This window comes from Virgibacillus salinus (genome assembly GCF_900102415.1).
GTDB lineage: Bacteria > Bacillota > Bacilli > Bacillales > Amphibacillaceae > Lentibacillus > Lentibacillus subterraneus.
Genome location: NZ_FNKD01000005.1, coordinates 78,485 through 102,669 on the forward strand (window position 1 = coordinate 78,485; position 24,185 = coordinate 102,669).

Below are 24,185 nucleotides of genomic sequence, written 5' to 3' on the forward strand. Positions count from 1 at the left end.
GGGAGGCAAAATATGAATTCAGAAAGAGATCAATGGTCATCCAGACTTGGCTTTATTTTATCATCAACAGGTGCGGCAATAGGTCTTGGGGCAATATGGAAATTCCCCTATATGACCGGAATGAATGGTGGCGGCGCCTTTTTTCTACTTTTTATTGCGTTTACAGTTATCATCGGCCTTCCTTTATTAATTTCTGAATTTATAATAGGACGCGGGGCACAAAAAGAAGCGATTAGTGCTTTCAAAAAACTTGCACCTGAAAGTGGCTGGTCAATAATTGGTCGTTTGGGTGTATTTGGATCATTTGTCCTTATGTCGTTTTACAGTGTCGTAGGTGGATGGGTACTAATTTATAGTGCATTATCCATCCCAGGTTTAATAATTAAAGACAACGCCAACTATGAGCAATTATTTGGTATGATTACCGGAAATCCTTTGATAACGATTTTAGGTTTAGGATTATTCTTAATCATAAATATTGTTGTTATTACATTTGGTATCAAAGGCGGTATTGAAAAGGCAAGTAAAATATTAATGCCATTATTGTTCATCTTTTTTATTGTATTAGTCATTCGCTCCGTCACATTTGAAGGAGCTTCGGAAGGATTGAGATTCTTTCTTCAGCCTGACTTTTCCAAAATAACCGGCGAAAGTGTTTTGTACGCATTAGGGCAGTCCTTCTTCTCCTTAGCAGTAGGTTTCTCGGTAATGGTTACGTATAGTTCCTACTTAGGGAAAGATGTTAGCTTACCGTTTTCAGCAGGTTCTGTATCAATTATGAATATTTTCGTTTCCCTGTTAGCTGGTTTAGCCATCTTCCCTGTTGTCTTCTCATTTGGACTTGAGCCAACAGCGGGGCCAGGATTATTATTCATGGTTTTACCTGAAGCATTTGCTCAAATGCCTTTTGGGGAAATATTTTTAGGCTTATTTTTATTATTATTCTTATTTGCTATACTAACGTCATCATTTAGTATGCTGGAGATTATTACGTCGGCTTTTACCGCCAATAAACAACGGTCACGTAAAAAAGTAGCATGGATTGCAGGTTTGATTGTCTTTATTGCAGGGATACCAGCTGCACTATCTTCGAGCACTTTAGCTAATTTTAAAATTTTCAACCTGACTGTTTTTGATGCAAGTGATTTTCTTGTGAGTAATATATTATTGCCTGGTGGTTGTTTATTAATTGCATTGTTCATTGGATTTAAGATGGACAAAACGTTGATGAGGCGAGAATTCAATGCAAGCAATAATTTGTCACCAAATATGTATCAGCTATGGTTCCAAATTATGCGATGGTTAGTACCTATTACAATTGTGATTGTATTCTTAGGTTCATTGGGAATATTATGATGAAAAGATGCCGACTATGGCATCTTTTTTTCATTGTTCTTTTGTTGTTGCTGATAGCATTCAAAGGGCCTTTGTTGAAAAACCCATTTATTAACGGAACGAGGATCCGCTTCGACTGTTTGACGGATCCTCATTCCGCTATTTGTCATTTTTGGCTAAAATTCGGCTGATATTTTGCTATTAACGGAACAAGGATCCGTCTCACCCTTCCGAGAGCACCTTTTCTACTATTTAGCGGAACGAGGATCCGCTTAGATTGTTTGGCGGATCCTCATTTCGAGTGGCAATACTTCATCCTTCTATTGTATAATCCTGCCAGTTTGAGTACAAACATACCAATACCCCTAAAACCTTTAAACAGCTTTATTCATAAATGATTAGTAAAATGGATTAAGGGGAATTTTAAAAATAGGAGGAATAAAAATGACAAATCAAATTATTATTGTCGGCGGTGTTGGTGGTGGAGCAACAGCTGCAGCACAAATTCGCCGAGTTGACAAAGAATCAGAAATTATACTTTTTGATAAAGGAAATTACGTAGCTTTCTCCAATTGCGGAATGCCTTATTACATTGGTGGTACCGTTGATGAACGGGATGACTTACTAGTTGATAATCATGAATTTGCCAAAAAGTATGATATAAACCTCAAAACAGATTCAGAAGTTGTTTCAATTAATCGTGAACAAAAGCAAATTGAATATAAAAATAATGGAGCAATCCAACATGAAACATACAATAAACTAGTCCTTTCACCTGGTGCTTCTGCAATTGAACCCAACTTGAAAGGATTAAATCCTAAACAGACATTTACGTTGCATACTATTCCAGATATGGACGACATCTATGCATTTATTAATGAACACAAGCCACGCACCTGTGCGATAATAGGCGCCGGTTTCGTTGGACTTGAAATGGTAGAGAATCTAAAATCCCTAGATATAGAATGTACTGTGGTTGACCGCTCTAAACAAGTAATGAAGCTAGTCGACGAAGACATGGCTACAATAATCCAAGACCACTTAAAAGCGAAAGGAGTTAACCTTATCTTAGAGGATGGTCTCGATTCATTTACCAATAATGGTTCAACTCTACATTTAAACAGTGGAAAAAGCATTCAGGCCGACATGACCATTCTAGCAGTTGGTATAAAACCGAATACCAAAATCGCTGAGGACAGTTCACTCGATATTGGTGAAACTGGGGCAATAAAAGTTAATGAATACATGCAAACAAATGACCCTGATATATATGCATTAGGGGATGTGGTTGAAACACAAGACTATTTGACTGACACGCCACGCCATGTAGCACTGGCTTGGCCAGCGCACAGACAGGCATTTATTATCGCAAACCATTTGCAGGATAACGATTTGGCCTATAAAGGAACACAAGGTTCAGCTATTTTTAAGGTCTTTGATTTGAGCGTTGCAGTATCTGGATACAGTAGTCATGCACTTAATAAACTAGCTATCCCATTTAAAGAAGTAACCCATGAATCGTTGTCACATGCAGGTTATTATCCCGGAGCTGAGAAAATTAGCATGAAAATCCTCTTTGAAGAAAATAATGGTCAAATTCTTGGAGCACAAGTCATTGGTGAAGATGGCGTTCATAAACGTCTAGCTGTAATTGCCACAGCAATGAAAGGGAAAATATCTGTTGAAGATTTGGCAGAACTTGAGCTCGGATATGCACCACCATACTCGTCACCCAAGGATCCTATAAATATAATTGGATACAAGGCAGGTAGTATGATGGATAAATAAAAAATTAAGCACCAGGAAAATTCCTGGTGCTTTTGAATATTATATTAGTTATTTTTTGATTTGTTGGCTTTTTCTTGTTTCTTTTCAGCCTTTTTCTCAGCTTTTTCTTGTGCCTTCTCGGCTTTTTCTTCCGCTTTTTCTAATTTCTTAGCTGCTTTCTCCTGTTTCTTTTCGGATTTCTTGGCAGCTTTCTCCTGAGCTTTTTCTAATTTCTTAGCTGCTTTTTCTTCTGCTTTTTCAGCTTTTTCTTGTGCCTTCTCTAATTTCTTAGCCGCTTTTTCTTCTGCTTTCGCTAACTTCTCAGCAGTTTTATCTGTTTCATTATCGTCATTTTCCACTTCGGATGCTACAACTGTTAACTCGGATTCTTCCTCATTTGTTGGTTCCTCTTCATCTGCTTCAGGTTCAGTAGTATCTTCTTCTGACTCTTCCACATTACCAGCACGCTTTTCAATCTTTTCTGCTAGTTTCGCAAAAGATTTTTGGATGTTTTTCAGAATTGCAGCTTGTGCATTCGGATTATCGATTTTCAGAAGTACAGCTGATAGAGCATCAATGTTATTTGCAAGATTTATTCTTACTTCGTCTGTTTCTTCATCTGTCTCTAGATCTGTGTCCTCTTCAGCGACGACATCATCTGTTTCCGTAGTATCTTCTTCTGGTGCATCGCCTTCTGTTGTAGTACCTTCTTCATTTTCTATTCCGTCTTCTTCTGTATTGGTACCTTCTTCAGTTGACGTATCGCTATCTGAATCTGCATCAGTCTCACTATCAGCAGTTTCATCTGAACCTTCAGAACTATCTAGCATATCTTCTGCCTCTTGCTGTGTTGCAGCTGCTTTTTCTAGAAGTTCAGCCGCTTCTTCTGTTTTTCCAGCGTTAATAAGTTCATTTGCTTCAGCAATACGCTCAGCAGCAAACTCAGCTAGTAATTGGCTTTCCTTATAATCATCAAGCGTAATCGCTAATTGAATATTCTCTTTTACTGCTTTAATAAAATAGAAGAAGTCCCCAGGAATTAAATTTGGTGCTTCAGCTTCCTCTTCACTTCCATCTTCTTCATTTGTGCCTTCTTCTGTTTCTTCTTCCGTTCCTTCTTCTGTTTCACCATCTGCTTCTTTGACAGTAAGTTTGTCGTCTACACTCGCAAACGCCATACCAGGTCCTGCTGTTAATGCGAATGTCACAACTAGCATCGCACTTACTACAATCTTAATAAATTTTTCGGATAATTGCATGAATATATTCCTCCTTTATTTAACTTAATACATCTTTCGAGTTTCTATAGGGGTTTATGTATGTTCCTGTAATATTTTTGTAAAAATACTGAAATATGCCTATAATAAAGTATGTATAAAGTCCCATAAACTGCAGAATCTCCTATAAGAGAATATTAGAGAGCTTGGCATTTGTTAAAGGAATTCTTATAATTATTTATGCATTCTTAACTGGTAAAAAACTCCTGAAAGTATATTTTTACCTTCAGGAGTAATTTCTACAGATCTTCTTCAAATCGATAAACTAATCTATATTTATCTTCATCTAAAACTTCACTAACATGAACCCGAACGCCATGACCGAAAACTATTTCGTTCTCTGTCATTGCAACAATCATTGCCTTTGTATTAGTTTGATTATCCAGATAAATGTCACCCACAACAGGCTTCATCTCACTATCTTTTTCTGCCAGAAACTCTGGAGATTCATCTTCTCGTTGTTGTTCTTCAGATACAAGCGCTTTATCATAATATGATATGTCTTCACTGTCTTCCGTTTTACCTGGTACCATAACAACATATTCACTATGTTTTACCCCATTATCTCTAGTAGTAACTACATTGCCATCTTCTACATTATCGACTTTTTCGATTTCATTTAATGAGTAATGATCAAGAAAATCTGGGGCGGGTTTAACAATTAAAATATAATCCCCTGGTTCAGGCTTTCTATTTTGATCAACTGTGTAGCGTTTACCATAAAAAATAAACGTATCCTTATGTTTTGGTTTATACGGATGTATTTCGCTCGCTTTGGATAATATCTGCTGCATATCTTTTAAACGATATAAGTGGACAGATTGTTTAAACATCGGCTTTACCGAATATACTTTATGAAGTTCATTTTTGTAAAAAACAAACTGACCCTTCCTTACCTGAAATAACTTCACTATAAGTTAACCTCCTTTTGTATATATTATTACATACTTATTTTCCCTTAATACTAACTAAATTAAACATGAGTCAAGAAAACCGACATGTGTTTCTGCCAGATAGAGATTTCTAAGCTACTTTATTGTTTTTGAGATAGCCTGTTAATAATGTTGCAATAGTGAGTCCAGCCATTATAGCATACACGAAAGCACCATGGTGCAAATTAAATAAGTCAATAACGAATGCATCTTCAGTGCTCATCTCCCCGGCAATCCAAGCAAGAATTCCAGCTCCAATTACATGCTATCCACGGCTGCTTTTCGTGAACTCGCACAATTAATGTTTTGGTAAACCCCTTTGTCGCCATAGCGATTACAACCGCATTATCACCGGATAATACAATAATTTTAAGTAAAAGCTATCATCAATTCAAATGTAAATTCAATTCCTGCTTATCGTCAAGCTTTAATGGCGAAAGCCTTAATTGAACTAATGCAGTAAGAAAGTAGTTATCTGCCTAGGAGTTGCCACCTTTCTACAAGACCGATTATATTATACTATGTTCTGTATAATTGTAAAGTGGACTAGAAGATTCTATGTGGTAATTTGGGATATATAATGTATTGTTCATCCAGGAGTGGTGAAGAGGATAGTAAAGGGTGATAATCATAGATTTCTCAGTATGCTTACCCAATATATTCGTGTGCTCGAATTTCCTGCTATGCTAGTCCTGCTAACTCATACTTGTTCAAGCATACCAATTGTCTTATCTCCTATTTGAATAGAACAGATTGTGACAGCTTTATCTTGCGTTTTCATCCATGTGAACAAAAGGTAAATCGGTGTCAACCTCCCCTAAAATACGTTTTGTTGTTATTTTTTCACCACTTAGCCATGCTGCGAAATCAAAGACAACAGGTTCCCGATCACCACCTAAAGCGAACCAGGCCTTTAGGTCTTTCGGGAAATATGCAGCAGTGTGAATTGTTCCCGACCAATTTTTATATTGATTGGAAAAAACACCCTTGTCCGTATCGTTCAGCATACGAAATGCTTTATAGGCATCAGTTGCAGTCTGTTGTTGTGCCCTAATAGCGTCCATTCGTTTGTATGAATCATCCAAGTGATGACGATTCTCATCCTTTATTACTTCAAAGTGATTCGTACAGATATTTGATTGGCGCACTTCCACCCCTCTTGGTGTTGCTTCAACTACAAATGTTTTTTCACTTTTATCCAGCACAATGTAGCTAAAAGAGTGACGATGTGGAATTTCCTTGAGCATCGAAACTGCCTGATTTACATCCGCACAGCTTTCCAAAATAAGCCGTCCAATCATATTGCAAATAAACCCGTCACCAGGCTTTTTACGGTGCATAAAATTATAGCCTAAAGCAAGACCTTTTTCATTCATTCCATCCATCCGACCCGTTATTCGCTGTGATGGACCAATTACAGCATAGCCATGATCACTTGGCTGAAATATAGTGTACCTGCCTTCGTACGTTTTAGGATGATAATCATAATTGCGAATCATATAGTCATTGCCTGTGAAAATGGAACAGCCGCTTTTAACGTATTCCAGCCTGTATCCGCCAAAGTCCTGAAGAATATCCTGCATGTCCCACTCAAGCGCATCCTGCATGCCTACAAGTTCATCCCAAACCCCTGGAGCAAACCTTTTTATAGCCTGCTTTACTTCATTTATGTCAATTATGAAACGTGGTTTTCGCACCCGCCATTGCTTCTTGCGATTCTTAACCGTTAACGTGTTTTTCAAAAGTTCTCCCTGTCTATGTCCGAAATCGTAATGTGTGCCTTTAAATTGCAGAATGTCACTATATATTTTTTTCAAAAATAACGCCCCAATCATGAAACTTATTTCATCTAATTCCGTATCTATATATGTAACATATCACAACATAGGAGCTGAAATCATGACAGGAATCTTAACAACTACTATTTTATCATTCATATTATATGTGGTGCTAGCTGGTATCATTATTGCCAAGAATAATAAATCAAAAGTAGTCACAAGTAAAATCGCAGGAATCGTATTTGTTGTTCTATTTATAATCGGTGGAATCATGAATTACTTTATTCTGCTGCCAATTACCGTGCCAAATATGGTAATTTCTAATATTGCAATAGCTGGTGCAGGGATCTTTTTGGTATTTGGAATGACCTCCACCAAACTTCAAAAGAAGGCAAAAGGAACATATGAAGCTGTATTAGGGCTAATTATTATCCTTGCTGTATTGGCTGTTCCAACCATAATCGTATTAGGAATTCTTACATTGGATGACACGTATGAATCAATTGAAAAGAAAGATGTTGAAGAAGCAAAACCACTGGATGAGGATGCTACGCCAATAGCAGTATCGCCTGAGGTAGCGCGTAATAAAATCCAAAAATCAATGGGCGTTGTTCCCAATACACAATTTTACGATCTAGGTAAATTACAAGTTCAAAAGATCGATGGTCAAGTTAAGTTTGTTGCTCCCCTTGAGTTCACAGGGTTTTGGAAGTATTTCCGCGGAAAAGAAACGGAAGGATTTTTCACCATATCTGCAACCAACATCAATGCTCAGCCTGAATTCATCGATAGTAACATGAAGTACACCAATTCCAGTTACTTAAATCATAATGTTCAACGTACTATATATGGTGCTTTTCCGAACTATATTCCAAGCGGTGAAGCTCAAATCGAAGTAGACGAAGATGGTAAGCCATGGTATGTCCAAACGTTATATCAGCCAATCGGCATAACGAACAAACCGGACATGCAAAATCTGCAGGTTGCTATTGTTGACCCTGTTACAAGTGAAGTTAGTAAATACAAAACAGATGAAGCGCCAGAGTTTGTCGATGGATCAGTTAGTTCTGAAGTTGCTACAGATGAAAATGAGTATTTCGGTAAATATGTCCACGGATGGTTAAATTCTCTCTTTGGTAAAAAAGATGTAAAAATACCGAATGAATCAGGTACTGAAAGCAGTGTAACACCTATTTTTGATGAACAGGGAGATATGTATTACTTTACCGACATGGCGTCGCCGAGGGAAAATATTGACTCTGCTTTAGGTTATACACTAATAAATGCGCGTACAGGTGCACTAACCTATTACAATGGAAAGAAAAACAATGGAATTATGGACAGTAAAGGTGCAAAAGAAATCGTAAACAAACAATATCCGGAGAAAAACTGGACCGGATCTATGCCGATACTCTATAACATTGACGGTAATCCAACATGGGTTGTTAACGTACTGGACCCAAATGGTTTATTCAAACAGTATGCATATATCAAAGCAGGCGATGCAGACTTTGTTGTGTTTGGGGAAACAGCAAGAGAAACATTGGAAGCATATCGGCTGCAGCTTGCTCAGGATCCAAGTAATGTCGAGGCATCCGATGAATCAGCATTTGAGACTATTCGCGGAGAGGTTAACCGTGTATTAGTAACAACAACACAGAAAACAGGTCAAGTCATTCAATTCCTGTTAAAAGATGACCAGACGATTTATACCGTTAATGCTGGAAAGGAACCACTAGCCTTATTCCTGCAAGCAGGAGATAACGTAAAGCTTAAAGCAAACATACGGGATAACGGAACTGGCATTGTTGATACAATAGAAATTGATCAATTGTCGAAGTAAGGAAGTATTTATACTTTCTTAACCGCAAAAAATGTGGCTTGGACAAAATTGTTTTAGTCAAAGTAAAATCCGAACTATGATTCAAAATTCTTGAAATAGAATTCGAATCAGTTCGGATTTTTTTGTTGCTGTTTAGCGTTAAATTGCGACACAATTTGAAAAGTAATTTATGTGCGATGACACCGCTTCGGAAATACATTCCGCTTTCCGCGGGCAACGCTTCAGCTTCCTCGGAAGCAAAAACCGCTTCCTGTGGGATCTTCAGCTGTTGCTGTTCCCGCAGGAGTCTCCATGTATTTCCTACGCTACTATGCTTATTTCACCCTAGAAATTAACAAATAATTATTGTGATGGATAATAACAAAATTTTAAATTTAAACCAGCAGTTGGAATATGCGAGACTCCTGTGGAGCGAGGAGGCTCGTGGTGAGCCCACGGAAAGCGAGTATATTCCAACTGCGTGGTTAGAGAGCCACACTAAATACTACAATCGGTTATCCTAGTATGTGTCGTATTTTATATCACTACGGATTAGATACAACTTATGAAAATCAACGTTCTAAACATCCTATCCTGTTATTATTCGGCTTTAAAGTGGAAAGTTTTAGTTATGTCCTATCTCATTTTTACTTTCCTTTTATTTCTTCCATTAACACCGAAAGTGCTTCCCAGCGTTCCATTTTTTCCTGCAGCTTATCCTCAGCTTCCTGTTGCTGTTCATAGAACTTTTGTACTTTTTCAAGGTCACTCCCTGCATTATCAATACCTTCCTGTAACTCCTCAATTGCAGCTTCCAATTCGGTTATCTCATCCTCAATTGTTTCCCATTCCTTCTGATCTTTATAGGACATCTTTTTCCGATTCTGTTGTCTTCTGGGTTTCTCCTTAACAGAAACGGATGAGTGTGATTCTTTTTGTTCTGTTTCATGCTCCAGAAACTCACTGTAATTCCCCTGATAACGCTCAATGGATTCATTATTTTTAAAAACCAGTAAATGATCAACAACACGATCCAAAAAATACCTATCGTGGGAAACAGTGATTACAACACCAGGGAATTGATCCAAATATTCCTCAAGCACTCCTAACGTTTGGGTATCCAAATCATTTGTTGGCTCATCCAAAAACAATACATTCGGCTCAGTCATTAGTACTTTCAGTAAATAAAGACGTCGTTTCTCCCCGCCGGAAAGTCTGCTAATATAGGTCCATTGCTCGGAACGTGAGAATAAGAACCTTTCTAGCATCTGTTCGGCAGTGATTTCTTCACCGCCTTTTGTATGAACTACTTGTGCAACTTCCTTAATAAAGTCAATTACCCGCTTATTCGTATCGAGTTCTTCCTCACCTTGTGTATAATAGCCGATTTTTACTGTTTCTCCAATTTCGACTTCTCCTTGATCAGGGAGGACGCGTTCAGCCATGATATTCAATAACGTTGTTTTCCCGGAACCATTCGGCCCAATAATACCAAGTCGTTCACCAGGTACAATGAGATAATCAAAGTCAGCTATTAGTTTTTTGCCTTCATATGATTTCTCAATCCCCTGAACTTCAATAACCTTTTTGCCCAGACGGGTAGAGCCTACTTGGAAAGAAACATTTTGTTTACTGGTATTAAAGTTCTTTTCCTGCATGTCATTCACACGATCGATACGTGCCTTTTGCTTGGTTCCCCGTGCTTTAGGTCCACGTTTAAGCCAGGCAAGCTCTCTCCTCAGCGTATTTTGGTGTTTTAACTGATCACTAGCCTCAAGAGCCTCACGCTCTGCCTTTTTCTCGAGAAATAATTCATAATTGCCTTCATATACATATAGATTGCCGTTATCGAGCTCATATATATGATTTGTCACACGGTTTAAAAAGTAACGATCATGGGTGACAAGCAGCAATGCTCCTTTATACGTAACTAAAAACTTCTCAAGCCACTCAACTGTTTCATTATCCAGGTGGTTTGTCGGCTCATCCAAAATCAATAAATCTGCAGGCTGAATAAGTGCTTTTGCTATTGCCACGCGCTTTTTCTGCCCACCGGATAATTCAGTAACATTCTTATGAAAGTCAGTAATTCCCAGCTTTGTCAGAACTGTTTTGGCAGAAGTGTTAGCCTCCCATGCCTCCTGATCATCCATTTGCTGTTGCATGTTGAGCAGATGTGTTTGAGCCTTTTCACTATCTGAGTCTTGTTCCAAGGCCTGAAGAGCTGTTTCATATTCTCGCATAACCTTCATTATTGTTGATTCACCATAATATATTTGTTCTATTACTGTCAGATTCGGATCGAGTTCCGGATCCTGTGCCAAATACTCAATTTGGTAGTCTTTTGCATGTTTTATCGTCCCTTTTTCAGGTTTATCCATTCCTGCAATTACCTTTAAAAAAGTCGACTTCCCAGTGCCGTTTACGCCTATCAGCCCAATCCGGTCATTTTGTGTAATCGTACATGTAACATCCTGAAACAATAATTTATCGCCATATGATTTATATAAATTTTCGATAGTGAGCATAAACATTACCTTCCTATTGTTGAATCCTCGTCACCTTTACGACCTTTCAGTATCTTCTTCAAAAAAATAATGATTAAAAATAATAGCCACGATGTTCCCATATAAAATATAACCTTGCTTACCTCATCCATTTCTGAGAAAAAGAAAGCCATACCTATCCAGATAACACCTAACCCTAAGATTTGGTACCCTAAAAATTTAATATCTATCTCCCCTTACAAAGATATTCAGATGTCGGCTATCAGTCAACTTCAATTTCCCTCACAACATTTGCTGTTTCAATTGCGGCTACTGCTGCATCTGCACCTTTATTCCCTGCTTTTGTACCTGCACGCTCAATAGCTTGTTCAATTGTTTCGGTCGTTAACACACCAAAGATTACAGGCTTACCAGATTGAACTGATGCATTGGATACGCCTTTTGCTGCTTCATTACATACATAATCAAAATGTGGAGTAGAGCCACGAATAACTGTGCCAAGCGTTATAACAGCATCATAATTATTACTCATCGCCATCTTTTGGGCAACTAAAGGGATTTCAAATGCGCCTGGCACCCAAGCAACATCAATATTTTCCTCATGTACACCATGTCTTTGAAGCGTTCCAACAGCCCCATCCAGTAACTTACTTGTTATAAAGTCATTGAAACGTGCGACAACTATTCCTATCTTCAAATCTGTTCCTACTAACTTGCCTTCAAACGTTCTCCCCATTATAATCATCTCCTTTAGTTATTATGAAAGTTGAATAAGTGGCCCATTTTATCAAATTTTGTATGCATGTATCTTTCGTTTTCTTTTCGTGTGCCCGTTTGGATTGGAATACGCGCACCGATTTCTATTCCATACGACGAAAGTGCAGTCATTTTTTTCGGATTGTTGGTTAACAAATCCACCTTTTTCACACCTAAGTCCTTTAAAATCTGTGCACTTAAGTCATATTCCCGTAAGTCTGGTGCAAACCCTAACTGTTCATTTGCCTCAACCGTATCCATTCCAGCATCCTGCAGCTGATATGCTTTAAGTTTATTAATTAGTCCGATTCCCCGGCCCTCCTGGCGCATATATACTAAAACACCTGCACCTGCGTCATTAATCTTATTCAAGGCTTCGTGTAACTGTGGTCCGCAATCACAACGGTAAGAACCAAATATATCGCCAGTCAGACATTCTGAATGAACTCTTGCCATCACCGTCTCATCAGAATGAATATCACCTTTAACAAGCGCAACATGCTCCTTATCATCAAGATCGTTTGTATAGCCGTATACTTTAAATATCCCAAATTCAGTAGGTAAAATTGTTTCAACAGCACGAGTTACATGAACTTCATTCTGCTTTCGGAAAGCCTTCAAATCTTCAATTGTTATGAATTTAAGATCAAATTTCTCAGCCATTTGCTTCAAATCAGGAACGCGTGCCATTGTTCCATCCTCATTGATAATTTCACAGATCACACCTGAAGGAAACGACCCACTTAACGCTGCTAAATCAACCGATGCTTCTGTATGACCAGAACGAGTCAATACGCCTCCGTCCTTAGCAACAAGTGGAAATACATGACCAGGCTGTTTAAAATCAGCAGCACCGACACCCGAATCAAGCAATGCTCTAATTGTCTTGGAACGTTCTGCCGCACTAATACCAGTTGTTGTATCGACATGATCAATACTTACGGTAAAAGCAGTTCCAAATGGATCACTACTCTGACTTGTCATCATAGGCAGGTTGATTTTTTTAGCCAAATCCGCCTTGATTGATGTACACACCAATCCTTTAGCATGGGTTATCATAAAATTGATTACTTCTGGTGTAGCCTTTTCAGATAAGGCAACAAGGTCCCCCTCGTTTTCTCTATCCTCATCATCGACTACGATTACTGGTTTTCCTGCTTGTAGATCTTTTATCGCTTCCTCTATTGTGTTAAACATATTCTCCACTTCCTTCGCTTAAATGAGTCCATTTCTATTTAGGAATGCTTGATTAAAACCATTATTATGATCGTTCAATTGATGATTAAGTAGATTTTGTACATGTTTTGCGAGCATGTCACATTCAATATTTACAACATCACCCTCATCTTTATCACCTAGAATAGTTTCTTCTACTGTATGCGGGATAAGTGATATCGTAAATGTACTTTGCCCAACATCAAATACAGTCAAGCTAATACCATCTACAGCAACAGAGCCTTTCATCATGAAATATTTCGCTAATTCTTCCGGAATCTCTATATCATAATAAATAGCATTTTCCTGCTTTTGTTTCCGAGTGATTTTTCCGATACCATCAACATGGCCAGATACAAAGTGTCCACCAAACCGGCCATTCGCCGCCATTGATCGCTCCAGGTTTACCTTTGAACCTTCTGTTAAAACATTTAATGAAGTAGACTTAATTGTCTCCGGCATGACATCAACTTGGAAATCATTTGAAGAATAATTCGTGACCGTTAAACAAATTCCATTTACTGAAATACTGTCACCAACATGAACATCTTCCATAATTTTAGTTGAACTTAACGTCATTTCCACCGACTGCTCAGAAGCATGTTTCATTTTTTTGACGGTGCCCAGCTCTTCAATTATTCCTGTAAACATCTGCTTCTTCCTTTCGCGGTTCCGCAATAATTTTTATATCCTTATCAATCATTTCTACATGCTTAATCTCAAGTGACAATGTATCTGCCATCGATTGAAATCCATTACCTTCAATGAAAGTTGGAGCTGTTTTACCACCAATAAGCTTCGGCGCCATATAGGTTATCAATTGATTAATTCGCCGTTCTTCCAAAAAAGAACTATTAACCGTAGCTCCACCTTCCACAAACAAAGACATTATTCCTTTAGATCCTAAATCAAGTAGTACATCTTCAATTGTTAATCGTTCCATTTTGATAACATCTATTCCACTTTTCTCTTTAAAAGGTGCCATATCTTGCTCTGTGACATCCTTCCCGGTAAAAAGCCATGTATCTGCTTGCTGATCATTTAAAATAGCAGCATCTAAAGGTGTACGGAGTGATGTGTCCAGAATAACTCGTATTGGGTTCTTCCCACCATTTGGGATACGCGTTGTAAGACTCGGATTATCAGCAATAACAGTTTCTACACCAACAAGAATTGCATCATGTTTATGTCGATAGTGATGTACATCGAGTCTTGCAGCTTCTCCAGTTATCCATTTGCTGCCACCAGTTACAGTGGCCGTTTTGCCATCTAAACTAACAGCGGACTTCATCGTGACATATGGTGTTTTCGTATTAGTATAGTGGAAAAAAACACTGTTTATCTCTGCTGCTTCTTTTTCCGCGACACCAAGTTCGACTTCTATACCAGCTGCTCGCAGCGTTTCAATCCCACGTCCAGCTACTTTTTCATTCGGATCCGTAACAGCTATAACTGCTCGACTGATTCCTTTTTCAACAATAAGGTCCGCACAAGGCGGTGTTCTGCCATGGTGGCTGCAAGGCTCAAGTGTGACATAAATCGTTGCACTCTTTGCTTTATCACCAGCCATGTTCAGCGCATGAACCTCTGCATGTGCCTCACCAGCTTTTACATGTGCACCAAACCCTAACATCTCACCATCTTTTACAACTACAGATCCCACCGGAGGATTAGGACTTGTTTGGCCAGATACTGACCTTGCAAGGTTTAAAGCAAATTTCATATAATATTCATCGTTCATCTCTTGATCCTCCCTATCGTAACCAATTAAAAATGCCCCTGAATAAGCTTCAGAGGCATAAGGGTAGAATTTTTTAGTATAGCGCATCTTCAAAATGTTTGACTAAAAATGAATACACAAATAACAAATAACATTGCCTAGTCATTTTTAGTCAAACATGCGAACTACCTGAAAAATTCCTTCTCCCATCCAGACTATAACTGTCGGCTCTGGAGTTTCACCAGATCCACCGCTTGGTTTTAGTTGCACCATGCAATAAGAAAAAATTCTAACTGCTAAAAACCGCACGGGTCACGGACTAAGAAGTATTCACTTCATCACCGCCGATTGGGAATTTCACCCGACCCCGAAGGAATATTACGTATTTTGTTCAAGAATAGTATAGCACTGAACATTTTGGAAATGCAAAAATATAGCTTACGGTATCCCTCCTACTATTACAATCGAACGCGAACAGCAAAAAGTGTCATGTTATTATTTAAAAAATCATGACACTTTTTTGGGGCTGAGATTCGATTATAGGTGTAGAACCATTAACTTTCTTTTATACGTTTTTTCGAACACTGTAACCATACAATACTACTCCACTTAAAAGCACAATTGCTCCGATTAATAGAAAGTTATACATTGATGTAGCCGTATCAGGTAATAGCTGGCCGACACCTGAAGATATGGTTTCTTCAGATATGTTTGTCATAGAAAATGTGAATTCAAATTTACTGCCTAACCCTTGAAATTCATTGCCAAGCTTATAAGGCATTAAAATTTTAAATCTGATCACTTCTGAATCGCCATCAGTTAAGTTACGTTGCTCCAGCGTAGTAAAATCTTTCAACATACCATCGAATAATACAGACGATTCATCTTTAACGGTCAAATGAAATTCATCATATAGCTTTTTAGATCCATCAATAAAAGTGTTTGTAAATTTATACTGAATCCCCTGATTACCATCATTTGATACGGTTAAATTTTTAATAGCATAATCCCCGGGCTTCATATTATTGAGGTTAAAAAATATACTGCTGGGGCTAGTTGCTAAGTCGATTTCTTCAATTTCATTCACATTACCTTCAGAAGCATAACTATTAATTGGAAAAATCAAAATCAAAACTATTGTAAGAAGCACTATTATCACTTTATTTTTTCTCATAAAATCCCCCCAGCAATGTTTAAAAATTTCACATCATACATTTCTAACTTCTATCTTCGCCGGACATCTGAGTTGCCTCGAATATTAAGTCAAGATTTATACTCTCACCTTGGAATTTATTTTGTTCCATAAAAAGACTATTAGGATATTTTTTCACATTGTTTACAAAGCTAATTTCAATGTCGATACTCATATTAGCACCGGATTCCAACGCTCCCCCTTCTGAACCCATAATCACTTTACCTGAATTTAAATCAGCAAGAGTTCCATTGAATACTTCTGTTTCGCCTTGATTAACTATTACATTAAATTGTTCTAAAAAGTCATCCACGGTGTTCATACCGTTATCTGGTAACTTTTGGTTTGTCTTATCTATCCAACTTCCTTCTATTGCCATCGAGCTCATTAAAATTTCTTTAATTGCCAATGACCCGTTGTTCTTTAAAGTTATGGTTTTAGTAAAGGATTCTCCAGGTTCCAAATTGCTGAATTCAAATGACGTTTTTTCTTGTCCTGTTAAGACCAAATCCAACGTTCCTGCAGTAAATGTGTTATCAATTTTTTCTACGTCATTAAAAGCTGCAAACGTTCCAGATCCTACTAGTGATAATCCTAGAGCTCCTGCTAAAATAACTGTGCCCATCTTCTTCTTAATATTCATTACTTATTCCTCCTAAAATTTCTGCCCGCATGGGTATATTTATTTTTGTAAATCTTCTTATTGTAAATTGATCGATTTTGTTCTTGATTCAATTTCTTTAATCGTTGCACGAAAGGTTAGAATTGCATAACCCAGTAACAACAATCCAGGTACGATTAAGAGAATTGCAACTCCGATTGGTGAACCAGCATAATTAACTAAATAGCCTGCAAACGGAACAGTGAATCCAGTGTATTTTGAAACCACATTCTCTGGTAAAACAAGGTTCATGTCAGCATTTTCGTTATTGTCCCCTTTCGTTCTATATAGGGTTAATCCATCATTCTTTACAGCTTCAACAACTCTATGGGTTACAAAATTATTACCATCTTGGTTAAATGTGATTACGTCACCTTTTATAAGTGTACTTGTGTCATTGATCCGCTTCACCAAGATGATTGAACCTGTACTAAATTCAGGATCCATTGACCCGGAAAGCACTGTCTTAAACTGATAACCGAAAAGCTGTGGTTCATCACCAGAAACCCTAGCTGAAATAACTAATAAAGTCATGCCGATTAACGTTACAATCAGAAGTGTCGAGATTATCCTGCTTATTCGATTCATCTTATTCTTTTTCCACATCTTTTCCCACCCCTTTCACTGCTTCCCTCCAATAGATTAGTGTGCGTTCTTCTCATCATAAAAATCGGCAGTATCCTCTTTACTTACTTGGTTATTTGCTTCTTGTCCCTTATTAGCAGATTCTTTCGCTTCTTCTGCATCAGTCTTATTTGATTTCTTTGTGAGATCTACGTCTTCATCAACTGCTTCCTTGTCCGTGTTATTATTCAATCCCTCATTGCTAGATTTACTGCTTTATTCTGTCTGCGTAGACAAGGCTATGCAACTATTGATTTCCTCTTGCGTAATTGTGATTTCCTTATTACCCCAAATTTCCATCAATGGTCCATCAGGGTTATCATTATTCGGATCCCCGTGTCCTGGTCGTTGATATGCCTTAAACTTATATTTGCCTGGTTCCAAATCATTAAGATTATCAGGTTCAAATTTTAAGATGATTGATTCACCAGTTTCTAATGGTTGTATCACACCTGAATACACAACATCTCCAAGTCTATTTTTGTTAGGGGCTTTGTCTTGATGATAATGAACATCATACGCTGATTCTCCATTCATATCACCGTCACCACCATTTATCACACCTGAAAATAACCCGGATACATCTCGTTCACAAAAACCATATTCAGCGTTTTCGCCCGAAAATTTCAATGAACTTTTATCCCAATATTCTTCCTGAGGTGGATATTTTACATCATCAAGCTCCCAATTAACGTGCAATTCTCCATTAATTTCTTCAATGTCATTAAAACTTGCGTTCGTATGAGAATTGAAATAGGTTCCTGCTATTAAGATGCAGCACCAAATTATAAATACTTGTATGACAGTAGCAGTCTTATTATAGCTAGTAAGATGTTTTCTCGTCCGTTTTTTCCTCATTGTTCTCCCACCTTCCACTACGTTCTTTTTAATGAACGATAACATTAAAAAAATTAGTCTTTGTTTCTACTTAAAGTCAAGGATTCACTATGTAAATTATCAAATCGTTCTATATAATGAACTTTAAATGAAGTATATGTCAAAATACCTAGATTGAAAAACCTCAAATTCACCCGAATATTACGGTTATGAGCATCTATGTATCTTAAATACGCTTTTTCCTCCATTTTTCTTATTATTACGTATTTTTTAAAGAACATATTATATTTTATAAAGAACGAATTAGCAAGAAGTGTATTGGTCATCAAATCGCAGTCCACCATGTTGTTGGTGATTATTATGGAGAGATTTCACTTAATAATGAAGATACGCTGTTGGTTGATGCCCTGCTTGGGTGTATTGCAGAACATAATGCGAAGTGGCAGGAAAGTTCCTATTGATGATTAGGAAAATCACCCTCTTTCCGTGGACGAACAATCAGATCTAACAATAAAAAACTGTTAAAAACTGATTAAATCACGCCGGGAAAGCCTGAATCCGGGCTTTCTGAGCCATGATTGGGGGGGATTATGACTCCTGCGAAAAAATGGGCTGGCGAGCCTCCGTATAGAGGGGGGATACGAACGAGGAGTAGGGGGGACATCCTGAAAATCCGATTACTCGCCCCATCGACCTCATGTCGTGTGTGGCCGAGAAAAGCGAGCACATCCCCATTCCTAACCGAACTACATATGCTCCTTTATGCTAGTGGTAATGTAAACCAGAAAGTGTTTATGTTTTTTTCGGAAATAACTCCGATTTCTCCGCCATGCCGGTCTATTATTTCTTTAGCTATAGCAAGCCCTAAGCCGCTTCCACCTGTTTTGCGGCTTCTGGATGTATCCAGTCTATAAAACCGTTCAAATATATTTTCCCGTTCATGTTCTGGGATGAAATCACTTGGACCACTTACAAGGATTTGATAAACAGAATTTTGCTGTTCGCCAAGTACATGAATTCCACCCTCACCATTGTAATAATGGATAGCGTTCTCTAAGAGGTTACTTATAATTTGCTGAATACCTTCCTCATGAATATGTAACTTACATGAGGATACATTTATAGACAAGCCAATATCTTTTTCCTCCATTTGCAATTTAAACATTGCAACACACTGATCAATCAGATTAGCAATATCGACTTCTCTACTTTGGGAATAGGTTTGGGAAGTTACATAATCCCATTCCTTAAGTTGTTCCAATTGTTCTATCATAACTGTAAGACGTTGCGATTCCTGGTACAACGCCTTGTAAAGCTCCTGATTCCCTTGAATATCGCCTCGTTCCAATGACTGAAGATATCCATTTAAATTAGTTAAAGGCGTACGAAATTCATGTGATAGATCAGATACAAGCTTTTGGCGGTGTTGCTCGTTCGTATGCAGTTGTTGAATAAGAGCATTAAATTGTACAGCAAGCTCGCCTACTTCATCCTGAGATGTCACCTCAACAGGATCGGGATAATTGCCTTTTTTTAATTGCTTAGTGGATTCTATTAAGCTGCGAATTGGTCTGATTAGTTTTTTTGTCATATAAAAATGCAATAAACTCCCCATAACAATCGCTGTAATTATAAAGATCCACAAGTAATTAAATAGCGTTGCATTGAATTGCTGCTGGCGTTGTTCCTCCAACCCACCCATGGCGTCCACTAAAAAACAAGCAGTATTATAAGTCGCCAGTCCACTCACGACAATTGCAGAAGCAACAACAAGGAAATTTAGCGCAGATAAACGCCATAAGAATCCTTTAGGAAATTTTGATATAATCCGTTTACGTATTGACAAACTTATACCCCATTCCCCGAACAGTCTGGATACGCTTGGGTTTGGATGTGTTATCCTCAATCTTTTCCCGCAGCTTTTTGATATGCGCATCAATCGTGCGATCCAGCACTGTATGATCTGCATATGGATATATTTGCATGACTAATTGTTCACGACTAAGCACCATATTCGGATTTTGCATTAAAAAATAAAGAAGATTAAATTCAAATTTCGTTAGCTTAATCGATTTATCGTAAAGAAGCACTTCACCTTTTCGAGGCTTAATACATAACCCGTCATATACAATTTTTTGGCAAAATTGACCTGTACGTCGCAATACTGCTTCGACGTGTGCCATGAGTTCATTTGGATCGAAAGGCTTCGTGACATAATCATCTGCTCCCATTTTCAGCCCATCAATCTTATCTTCAATCTTCGCTTTTGCTGAAAGCATTATAATGGAAACCTCATTACGTTCCTGAGCACGTACCCATGCACAGAAATCTTCGCCACTAACTTTAGGCAACATTAAATCAAGGATGACCAAACAAGGATGATGTTTTAGAAAAATACCTTTTGCTTCCTCACCATCAGCGGCTTCTACCACATCATAATCATTTTTTTCCAAATGTATTTTTATTAGTTCACGAATCATCATATCGTCTTCTACGACTAAAATTGTTTGTTTCATATTGAACACCTCTCTTCTATTTTAAACTAAAAAGAGGATCTATTTCATCTTTTCAAACTCCTGAACCATTAACTCATAATTCATAGCACCTAATGCCTTAAACTGAATTATTCCGTTCGAATCAATCATGTATGATGTGGGAATAGGCTGTATTTGATATTGATTTGCCACTTCCACTGTTTCATCCATTAATATTGGAAATGTCAGTTCAAACTTTTCCACAAAATCGGATACATCACTTTTCGTGCTCTCTGTTTCAGTAAGATTAATCGCTAAAATTGTAATATCTTTATTTTGATGAAATTTCTCCATATCTGGCATCTCCGCGCGACATGGAGGACACCAAGTTGCCCAAAAGTTAACAAGAACTCGCTGACCACGAAAATCGGAAAGCTTGACTGTCTTCCCTTTCAAAGTCGTAAGTTCAAAATCGGGTGCCATATTTCCTATTTCAAGTCCAACTTTATTGTTACCTTCGCTTTCCTCACTTGTACTTTCTTCTTTAGTGTCATCCTCTACAACATAATCTCCACTATCAGCCGTTTCCTCAGAGCTGTTTAGTACATCGTATACTGCCCAGGCAAGCATCCCGGTAATTATGAGGATTATAATTGTTTTTTTCATAATTTAAACCTCCAATTTTTATCCTAAAATAGATAACCACGTATCCTGAACGAGCCTTAATAGAAAAATTGAAATACGTGTCATTTGCATTTGCCAAGCCAAATTGTCAAACCTGCAGCAGCATCAATATGAATTCTTCCTTCTATGGTGATAAGTCAACAGTGCCAAGCTTATTACAAAAATAACTATTAAGAACCAGCGAGCCATCATATAGCCAAATAATGTTGTAAAAGGCAGTATAAAGGATAGAAGCAATTGCCCCAAACTCCACCCGACAAAAAAACCACCTGCTGCCGTACGAGATGATATCCTCTCGTGCACGAATACATAAATGAAAGTCAATACTATGAGTAATAGCAAATGCCCCCATGCTAAGGTGCTTTCGTTCCACATAATATCGATAAATTCATAAACAAACGATGCCCCCAAGAAAACTGGAACAAATGATGCCAGTAAAGGAATTGTATCGATATTTTTTCGTTTTGCCTTATAACCAACGTTTATTATCAGAAATAATACTGCAACGTAAAAGGCGTGTGAATTACTAGGGTACGCTAGTATGGCAAGTGGATCTTTTACAAATACAGATAAGTTTAAGAGAACCTTTCCAATCCATATAAAAATGACAAAATTAATAAGTAATGATATTATTTCTTCCAATTGTTGCTTTTTCATTGTTTTCTTTAATGGACTTATTATGTAAAAAAACAACAGACCAGAAAGAACACTTATTACAATAATCGCAACGTTGGTTAATACCCAAGCTGATGGCATAGTATGACCTCCATGTTCCCATTTCGTTATTCATTATAAAGAAGTTATGTGAAAGTTTAATGAAAGAATTAATTTTCTTTAAAACAATTCTACTTGGAGTTTATACAAATAATTAAGCAATACATATATCTGCTATAATACTGGTAAAATAACAGAAATTTAAGGAGTGATTCAGATGCAGTTACCTAAAGGAAAATCCAATTGCATTACCGATGTTGAGGGGGTGCAGGTTGGACATGTAACTTTGTACGAGAAATTGAATGAACAAGATACGGTTTGTACTGGTGTTACTGCTATATTGCCCCATAAGGGTAATATTTTTTCAAACAAAATACGTGCAGCAAGCTCGGTTATTAATGGATATGGAAAAACTGCAGGCCTTGTCCAAGTAGAGGAGTTAGGCTTACTTGAATCACCAATTATGCTTACCAACACGCTCAGTGTAGGAACTGTCTGGCAAGGAACACTTCAGTATATGCTCAACGAAAATAAAGAAATTGGAGACTCAACAAGTTCACTTAATATCGTTGTTGGTGAATGTAATGACAGCTACCTGAATTCAATACGACTGCAATCCGTGAAGCCTGAGCACGCGATTCAAGCCATAGAGAGTGCTAACAGTAATCCTGTTGAAGAAGGTGCGATTGGCGTAGGAAAAGGGATGGTGTGTTTCGGGTATAAAGGGGGAATCGGCACAGCATCACGACTTGTAGATACGTACACTGTTGGCTGCCTCGTATTAAGTAATTTTGGCAAACGGGATGATGCCTTATTTGCAGATTTCGGAAGCAGCATAAAATTGGATACACCTGATGGATCAATTATGATGGTTGTAGCAACAGATGCACCGCTATATGACCGGCAGCTGAAACGGCTTGCCAAACGATGTGCAGCGGGGTTGGGCAGAACTGGAAGCAATATCGACAATGGCAGCGGCGATATAGCAATCGCTTTTTCAACAGCGAATACATATGATCATAACGCCACTGTACAGCTGGAGTCGATGTCATTTATACGTGATGACCACCCTATTATGAGTAAACTTTTTCAAGCCGTAATTGAAGTGACTGAGGAAGCTGTTATCAGTTCTCTGAAAAATGCCGATACAACAGAAGGACGAAGTGGGCGAGTTGTTGAAAAAGCACCGCTCGGTTTGTAACCTTTATCGATTCTATGTCGAACTTTATCTATTCCGAGTCGATGTTTATCTATTGCGTGTCGAATATTACCGTTTCGTTGTCGATCTTTATCGATTCACCATTTGGCATTCGCTAGCCTTAGCAACACTTATGCATTAATCAAAGAGGTTCTTTTATAAAAGAACCTCTTTGATTAATGCTTTCTTCATGGATTCAGCTGAATAAGTTTCTGGTAATGTCAGCATAACAAATTTATTGTTAAAGCGATTAATTTCATCTAGTTTGTCTTCAATGGTATCTGCTTCATTATTCTCCTGAAAGAATTTAGTTGCACTTATCATTTCATTTATTTGAGAAATAATAGAACGCTCACTTGTTGGAGCATAATTCACGTCATCACATTTTTTCATATATGTTTCCACAACTTTTTCAGCAAATCCCTCAGCCAATAGGTTTTTACGTATTCCTTCTTTAACTAGTGAAGAAAACTGACTAAATTCTTTTTTTCTGAGACTGCCAATAATGAAGTTATAACGTGTGCTGTTATTCATAACGATGCAGTATTTTTTTCGGTTATAGTAAAAAATATGTGCATGCCATGAGTACAGTGGTTCGTTGTCTGCTATCTGTTCATTAGATGTTTTTATTTTTAATTCATCGGCCAGCTTTTTTGTACATTGAATTTGTAAAATATGAAACACACCTCCTA

The 24,185-nt window shown here is 37.7% G+C and carries 23 protein-coding genes and 1 riboswitch; of the genes, 4 read left to right on the forward strand and 19 right to left on the reverse strand.

Annotation, left to right across the window (positions count from 1 at the left end):
- Window positions 1-12: 12 nt before the first annotated feature.
- Both BLS02_RS17525 and BLS02_RS17530 read left to right on the forward strand, forming a co-directional pair.
- On the forward strand, window positions 13-1,356 hold the full coding sequence (locus BLS02_RS17525; RefSeq protein WP_092494323.1) for a sodium-dependent transporter: 1,344 nt from the start codon (window positions 13-15) through the stop codon (window positions 1,354-1,356).
- 423 nt (window positions 1,357-1,779) lie between these two features.
- Window positions 1,780-3,123 (forward strand): CoA-disulfide reductase, encoded by a 1,344-nt coding sequence (locus BLS02_RS17530; protein WP_092494324.1) that lies wholly within the window; start codon window positions 1,780-1,782, stop codon window positions 3,121-3,123.
- A gap of 44 nt (window positions 3,124-3,167) precedes the next feature.
- Here BLS02_RS17530 and BLS02_RS17535 read toward each other — a convergent pair whose 3' ends face one another.
- The 4 genes from BLS02_RS17535 to BLS02_RS17545 all read right to left on the reverse strand — a co-directional run bounded on the left by BLS02_RS17535 (window position 3,168) and on the right by BLS02_RS17545 (window position 7,128).
- A complete protein-coding gene (locus BLS02_RS17535; RefSeq protein ID WP_092494325.1) occupies window positions 3,168-4,361 on the reverse strand; it encodes a DUF5667 domain-containing protein in 1,194 nt (397 codons plus the stop codon).
- Between the two features lie 257 nt (window positions 4,362-4,618).
- Entirely contained in the window at window positions 4,619-5,290 is a 672-nt protein-coding gene (locus BLS02_RS17540; protein WP_092494326.1) for a hypothetical protein, read from the reverse strand.
- 112 nt (window positions 5,291-5,402) lie between these two features.
- Complete coding sequence (locus BLS02_RS19375) at window positions 5,403-5,534, reverse strand: hypothetical protein (protein WP_281243731.1); 132 nt, start codon at window positions 5,532-5,534, stop codon at window positions 5,403-5,405.
- Window positions 5,535-6,075: 541 nt separating this feature from the next.
- Window positions 6,076-7,128: a C45 family autoproteolytic acyltransferase/hydrolase gene (locus BLS02_RS17545; protein WP_092494327.1), complete on the reverse strand. Its 1,053-nt coding sequence runs from the start codon at window positions 7,126-7,128 to the stop codon at window positions 6,076-6,078.
- Window positions 7,129-7,210: 82 nt separating this feature from the next.
- On the opposite strand from BLS02_RS17545, the gene BLS02_RS17550 reads away from it, so the two are divergent.
- On the forward strand, window positions 7,211-8,932 hold the full coding sequence (locus BLS02_RS17550; RefSeq protein WP_092494328.1) for an ECF transporter S component: 1,722 nt from the start codon (window positions 7,211-7,213) through the stop codon (window positions 8,930-8,932).
- A gap of 626 nt (window positions 8,933-9,558) precedes the next feature.
- Here the strand turns inward: BLS02_RS17550 and BLS02_RS17560 are convergent.
- The 14 genes from BLS02_RS17560 to BLS02_RS19075 all read right to left on the reverse strand — a co-directional run bounded on the left by BLS02_RS17560 (window position 9,559) and on the right by BLS02_RS19075 (window position 22,337).
- Complete coding sequence (locus BLS02_RS17560) at window positions 9,559-11,439, reverse strand: ABC-F family ATP-binding cassette domain-containing protein (RefSeq protein WP_092494330.1); 1,881 nt, start codon at window positions 11,437-11,439, stop codon at window positions 9,559-9,561.
- Window positions 11,440-11,680: 241 nt separating this feature from the next.
- Window positions 11,681-12,154, reverse strand: a complete 474-nt coding sequence (gene ribH / locus BLS02_RS17570; RefSeq protein ID WP_092494332.1) for a 6,7-dimethyl-8-ribityllumazine synthase — start codon at window positions 12,152-12,154, stop codon at window positions 11,681-11,683.
- 14 nt (window positions 12,155-12,168) lie between these two features.
- Window positions 12,169-13,371 carry a bifunctional 3,4-dihydroxy-2-butanone-4-phosphate synthase/GTP cyclohydrolase II gene (locus tag BLS02_RS17575; protein WP_092494333.1) on the reverse strand — a complete coding sequence of 401 codons (1,203 nt, stop codon included), beginning with the start codon at window positions 13,369-13,371 and terminating at the stop codon, window positions 12,169-12,171.
- A gap of 18 nt (window positions 13,372-13,389) precedes the next feature.
- Complete coding sequence (gene ribE / locus BLS02_RS17580; RefSeq protein WP_092494334.1) at window positions 13,390-14,040, reverse strand: riboflavin synthase; 651 nt, start codon at window positions 14,038-14,040, stop codon at window positions 13,390-13,392.
- Window positions 14,021-15,130 (reverse strand): bifunctional diaminohydroxyphosphoribosylaminopyrimidine deaminase/5-amino-6-(5-phosphoribosylamino)uracil reductase RibD, encoded by a 1,110-nt coding sequence (ribD, locus tag BLS02_RS17585; RefSeq protein WP_092494335.1) that lies wholly within the window; start codon window positions 15,128-15,130, stop codon window positions 14,021-14,023. Before ribD ends, ribE begins: the two co-directional genes overlap by 20 nt.
- 173 nt (window positions 15,131-15,303) lie before the next feature.
- Window positions 15,304-15,488: riboswitch (FMN riboswitch) on the reverse strand.
- 186 nt (window positions 15,489-15,674) lie between these two features.
- Window positions 15,675-16,283, reverse strand: coding sequence for an LPXTG cell wall anchor domain-containing protein (locus tag BLS02_RS17590; protein WP_092494336.1), 609 nt, complete (start codon window positions 16,281-16,283; stop codon window positions 15,675-15,677).
- A 43-nt stretch (window positions 16,284-16,326) separates the two neighbouring features.
- Window positions 16,327-16,944, reverse strand: coding sequence for a TasA family protein (locus tag BLS02_RS17595; protein ID WP_092494337.1), 618 nt, complete (start codon window positions 16,942-16,944; stop codon window positions 16,327-16,329).
- A 57-nt stretch (window positions 16,945-17,001) separates the two neighbouring features.
- The gene (gene sipW, locus BLS02_RS17600) at window positions 17,002-17,550 is read right to left on the reverse strand and encodes a signal peptidase I SipW (RefSeq protein WP_092494454.1); all 549 of its coding nucleotides are present in this window, start codon (window positions 17,548-17,550) and stop codon (window positions 17,002-17,004) included.
- Between the two features lie 54 nt (window positions 17,551-17,604).
- Window positions 17,605-17,778: a hypothetical protein gene (locus BLS02_RS19070; RefSeq protein WP_175559524.1), complete on the reverse strand. Its 174-nt coding sequence runs from the start codon at window positions 17,776-17,778 to the stop codon at window positions 17,605-17,607.
- Window positions 17,779-17,802: 24 nt separating this feature from the next.
- A complete protein-coding gene (gene tapA / locus BLS02_RS17605; RefSeq protein ID WP_175559525.1) occupies window positions 17,803-18,444 on the reverse strand; it encodes an amyloid fiber anchoring/assembly protein TapA in 642 nt (213 codons plus the stop codon).
- A 739-nt stretch (window positions 18,445-19,183) separates the two neighbouring features.
- Window positions 19,184-20,269 (reverse strand): sensor histidine kinase, encoded by a 1,086-nt coding sequence (locus BLS02_RS17615; RefSeq protein ID WP_092494340.1) that lies wholly within the window; start codon window positions 20,267-20,269, stop codon window positions 19,184-19,186.
- A complete protein-coding gene (locus tag BLS02_RS17620; protein WP_092494341.1) occupies window positions 20,256-20,939 on the reverse strand; it encodes a response regulator transcription factor in 684 nt (227 codons plus the stop codon). The genes BLS02_RS17615 and BLS02_RS17620 overlap by 14 nt, the downstream gene beginning before the upstream one ends.
- A gap of 39 nt (window positions 20,940-20,978) precedes the next feature.
- On the reverse strand, window positions 20,979-21,563 hold the full coding sequence (locus BLS02_RS17625) for a peroxiredoxin family protein (protein WP_092494342.1): 585 nt from the start codon (window positions 21,561-21,563) through the stop codon (window positions 20,979-20,981).
- Between the two features lie 123 nt (window positions 21,564-21,686).
- On the reverse strand, window positions 21,687-22,337 hold the full coding sequence (locus tag BLS02_RS19075; RefSeq protein WP_175559526.1) for a hypothetical protein: 651 nt from the start codon (window positions 22,335-22,337) through the stop codon (window positions 21,687-21,689).
- Between the two features lie 175 nt (window positions 22,338-22,512).
- Here BLS02_RS19075 and BLS02_RS17635 point away from each other — a divergent pair, with 175 nt between their 5' ends.
- On the forward strand, window positions 22,513-23,496 hold the full coding sequence (locus BLS02_RS17635) for a DmpA family aminopeptidase (protein WP_092494343.1): 984 nt from the start codon (window positions 22,513-22,515) through the stop codon (window positions 23,494-23,496).
- A 153-nt stretch (window positions 23,497-23,649) separates the two neighbouring features.
- Here the strand turns inward: BLS02_RS17635 and BLS02_RS17640 are convergent, their stop codons facing one another.
- The gene (locus BLS02_RS17640; RefSeq protein WP_092494344.1) at window positions 23,650-24,177 is read right to left on the reverse strand and encodes a DUF6933 domain-containing protein; all 528 of its coding nucleotides are present in this window, start codon (window positions 24,175-24,177) and stop codon (window positions 23,650-23,652) included.
- Window positions 24,178-24,185 lie beyond the last annotated feature (8 nt).

Bases quoted from the DNA above. Each gene is read 5' to 3' on its own strand.
- BLS02_RS17525 (WP_092494323.1), top strand. From the start codon at position 13: ATGAATTCAGAAAGAGATCAATGGTCATCCAGACTTGGCTTTATTTTA.
- BLS02_RS17530 (WP_092494324.1), top strand. From the start codon at position 1,780: ATGACAAATCAAATTATTATTGTCGGCGGTGTTGGTGGTGGAGCAACA.
- BLS02_RS17535 (WP_092494325.1), bottom strand. From the start codon at position 4,361: ATGCAATTATCCGAAAAATTTATTAAGATTGTAGTAAGTGCGATGCTA.
- BLS02_RS19375 (WP_281243731.1), bottom strand. From the start codon at position 5,534: ATGAGCACTGAAGATGCATTCGTTATTGACTTATTTAATTTGCACCAT.
- BLS02_RS17550 (WP_092494328.1), top strand. From the start codon at position 7,211: ATGACAGGAATCTTAACAACTACTATTTTATCATTCATATTATATGTG.
- BLS02_RS17560 (WP_092494330.1), bottom strand. From the start codon at position 11,439: ATGCTCACTATCGAAAATTTATATAAATCATATGGCGATAAATTATTG.
- ribH (WP_092494332.1), bottom strand. From the start codon at position 12,154: ATGGGGAGAACGTTTGAAGGCAAGTTAGTAGGAACAGATTTGAAGATA.
- BLS02_RS17575 (WP_092494333.1), bottom strand. From the start codon at position 13,371: ATGTTTAACACAATAGAGGAAGCGATAAAAGATCTACAAGCAGGAAAA.
- ribE (WP_092494334.1), bottom strand. From the start codon at position 14,040: ATGTTTACAGGAATAATTGAAGAGCTGGGCACCGTCAAAAAAATGAAA.
- ribD (WP_092494335.1), bottom strand. From the start codon at position 15,130: ATGAACGATGAATATTATATGAAATTTGCTTTAAACCTTGCAAGGTCA.
- BLS02_RS17590 (WP_092494336.1), bottom strand. From the start codon at position 16,283: ATGAGAAAAAATAAAGTGATAATAGTGCTTCTTACAATAGTTTTGATT.
- BLS02_RS17595 (WP_092494337.1), bottom strand. From the start codon at position 16,944: ATGAATATTAAGAAGAAGATGGGCACAGTTATTTTAGCAGGAGCTCTA.
- sipW (WP_092494454.1), bottom strand. From the start codon at position 17,550: ATGAATCGAATAAGCAGGATAATCTCGACACTTCTGATTGTAACGTTA.
- tapA (WP_175559525.1), bottom strand. From the start codon at position 18,444: ATGAGGAAAAAACGGACGAGAAAACATCTTACTAGCTATAATAAGACT.
- BLS02_RS17620 (WP_092494341.1), bottom strand. From the start codon at position 20,939: ATGAAACAAACAATTTTAGTCGTAGAAGACGATATGATGATTCGTGAA.
- BLS02_RS17625 (WP_092494342.1), bottom strand. From the start codon at position 21,563: ATGAAAAAAACAATTATAATCCTCATAATTACCGGGATGCTTGCCTGG.
- BLS02_RS19075 (WP_175559526.1), bottom strand. From the start codon at position 22,337: ATGCCATCAGCTTGGGTATTAACCAACGTTGCGATTATTGTAATAAGT.
- BLS02_RS17635 (WP_092494343.1), top strand. From the start codon at position 22,513: ATGCAGTTACCTAAAGGAAAATCCAATTGCATTACCGATGTTGAGGGG.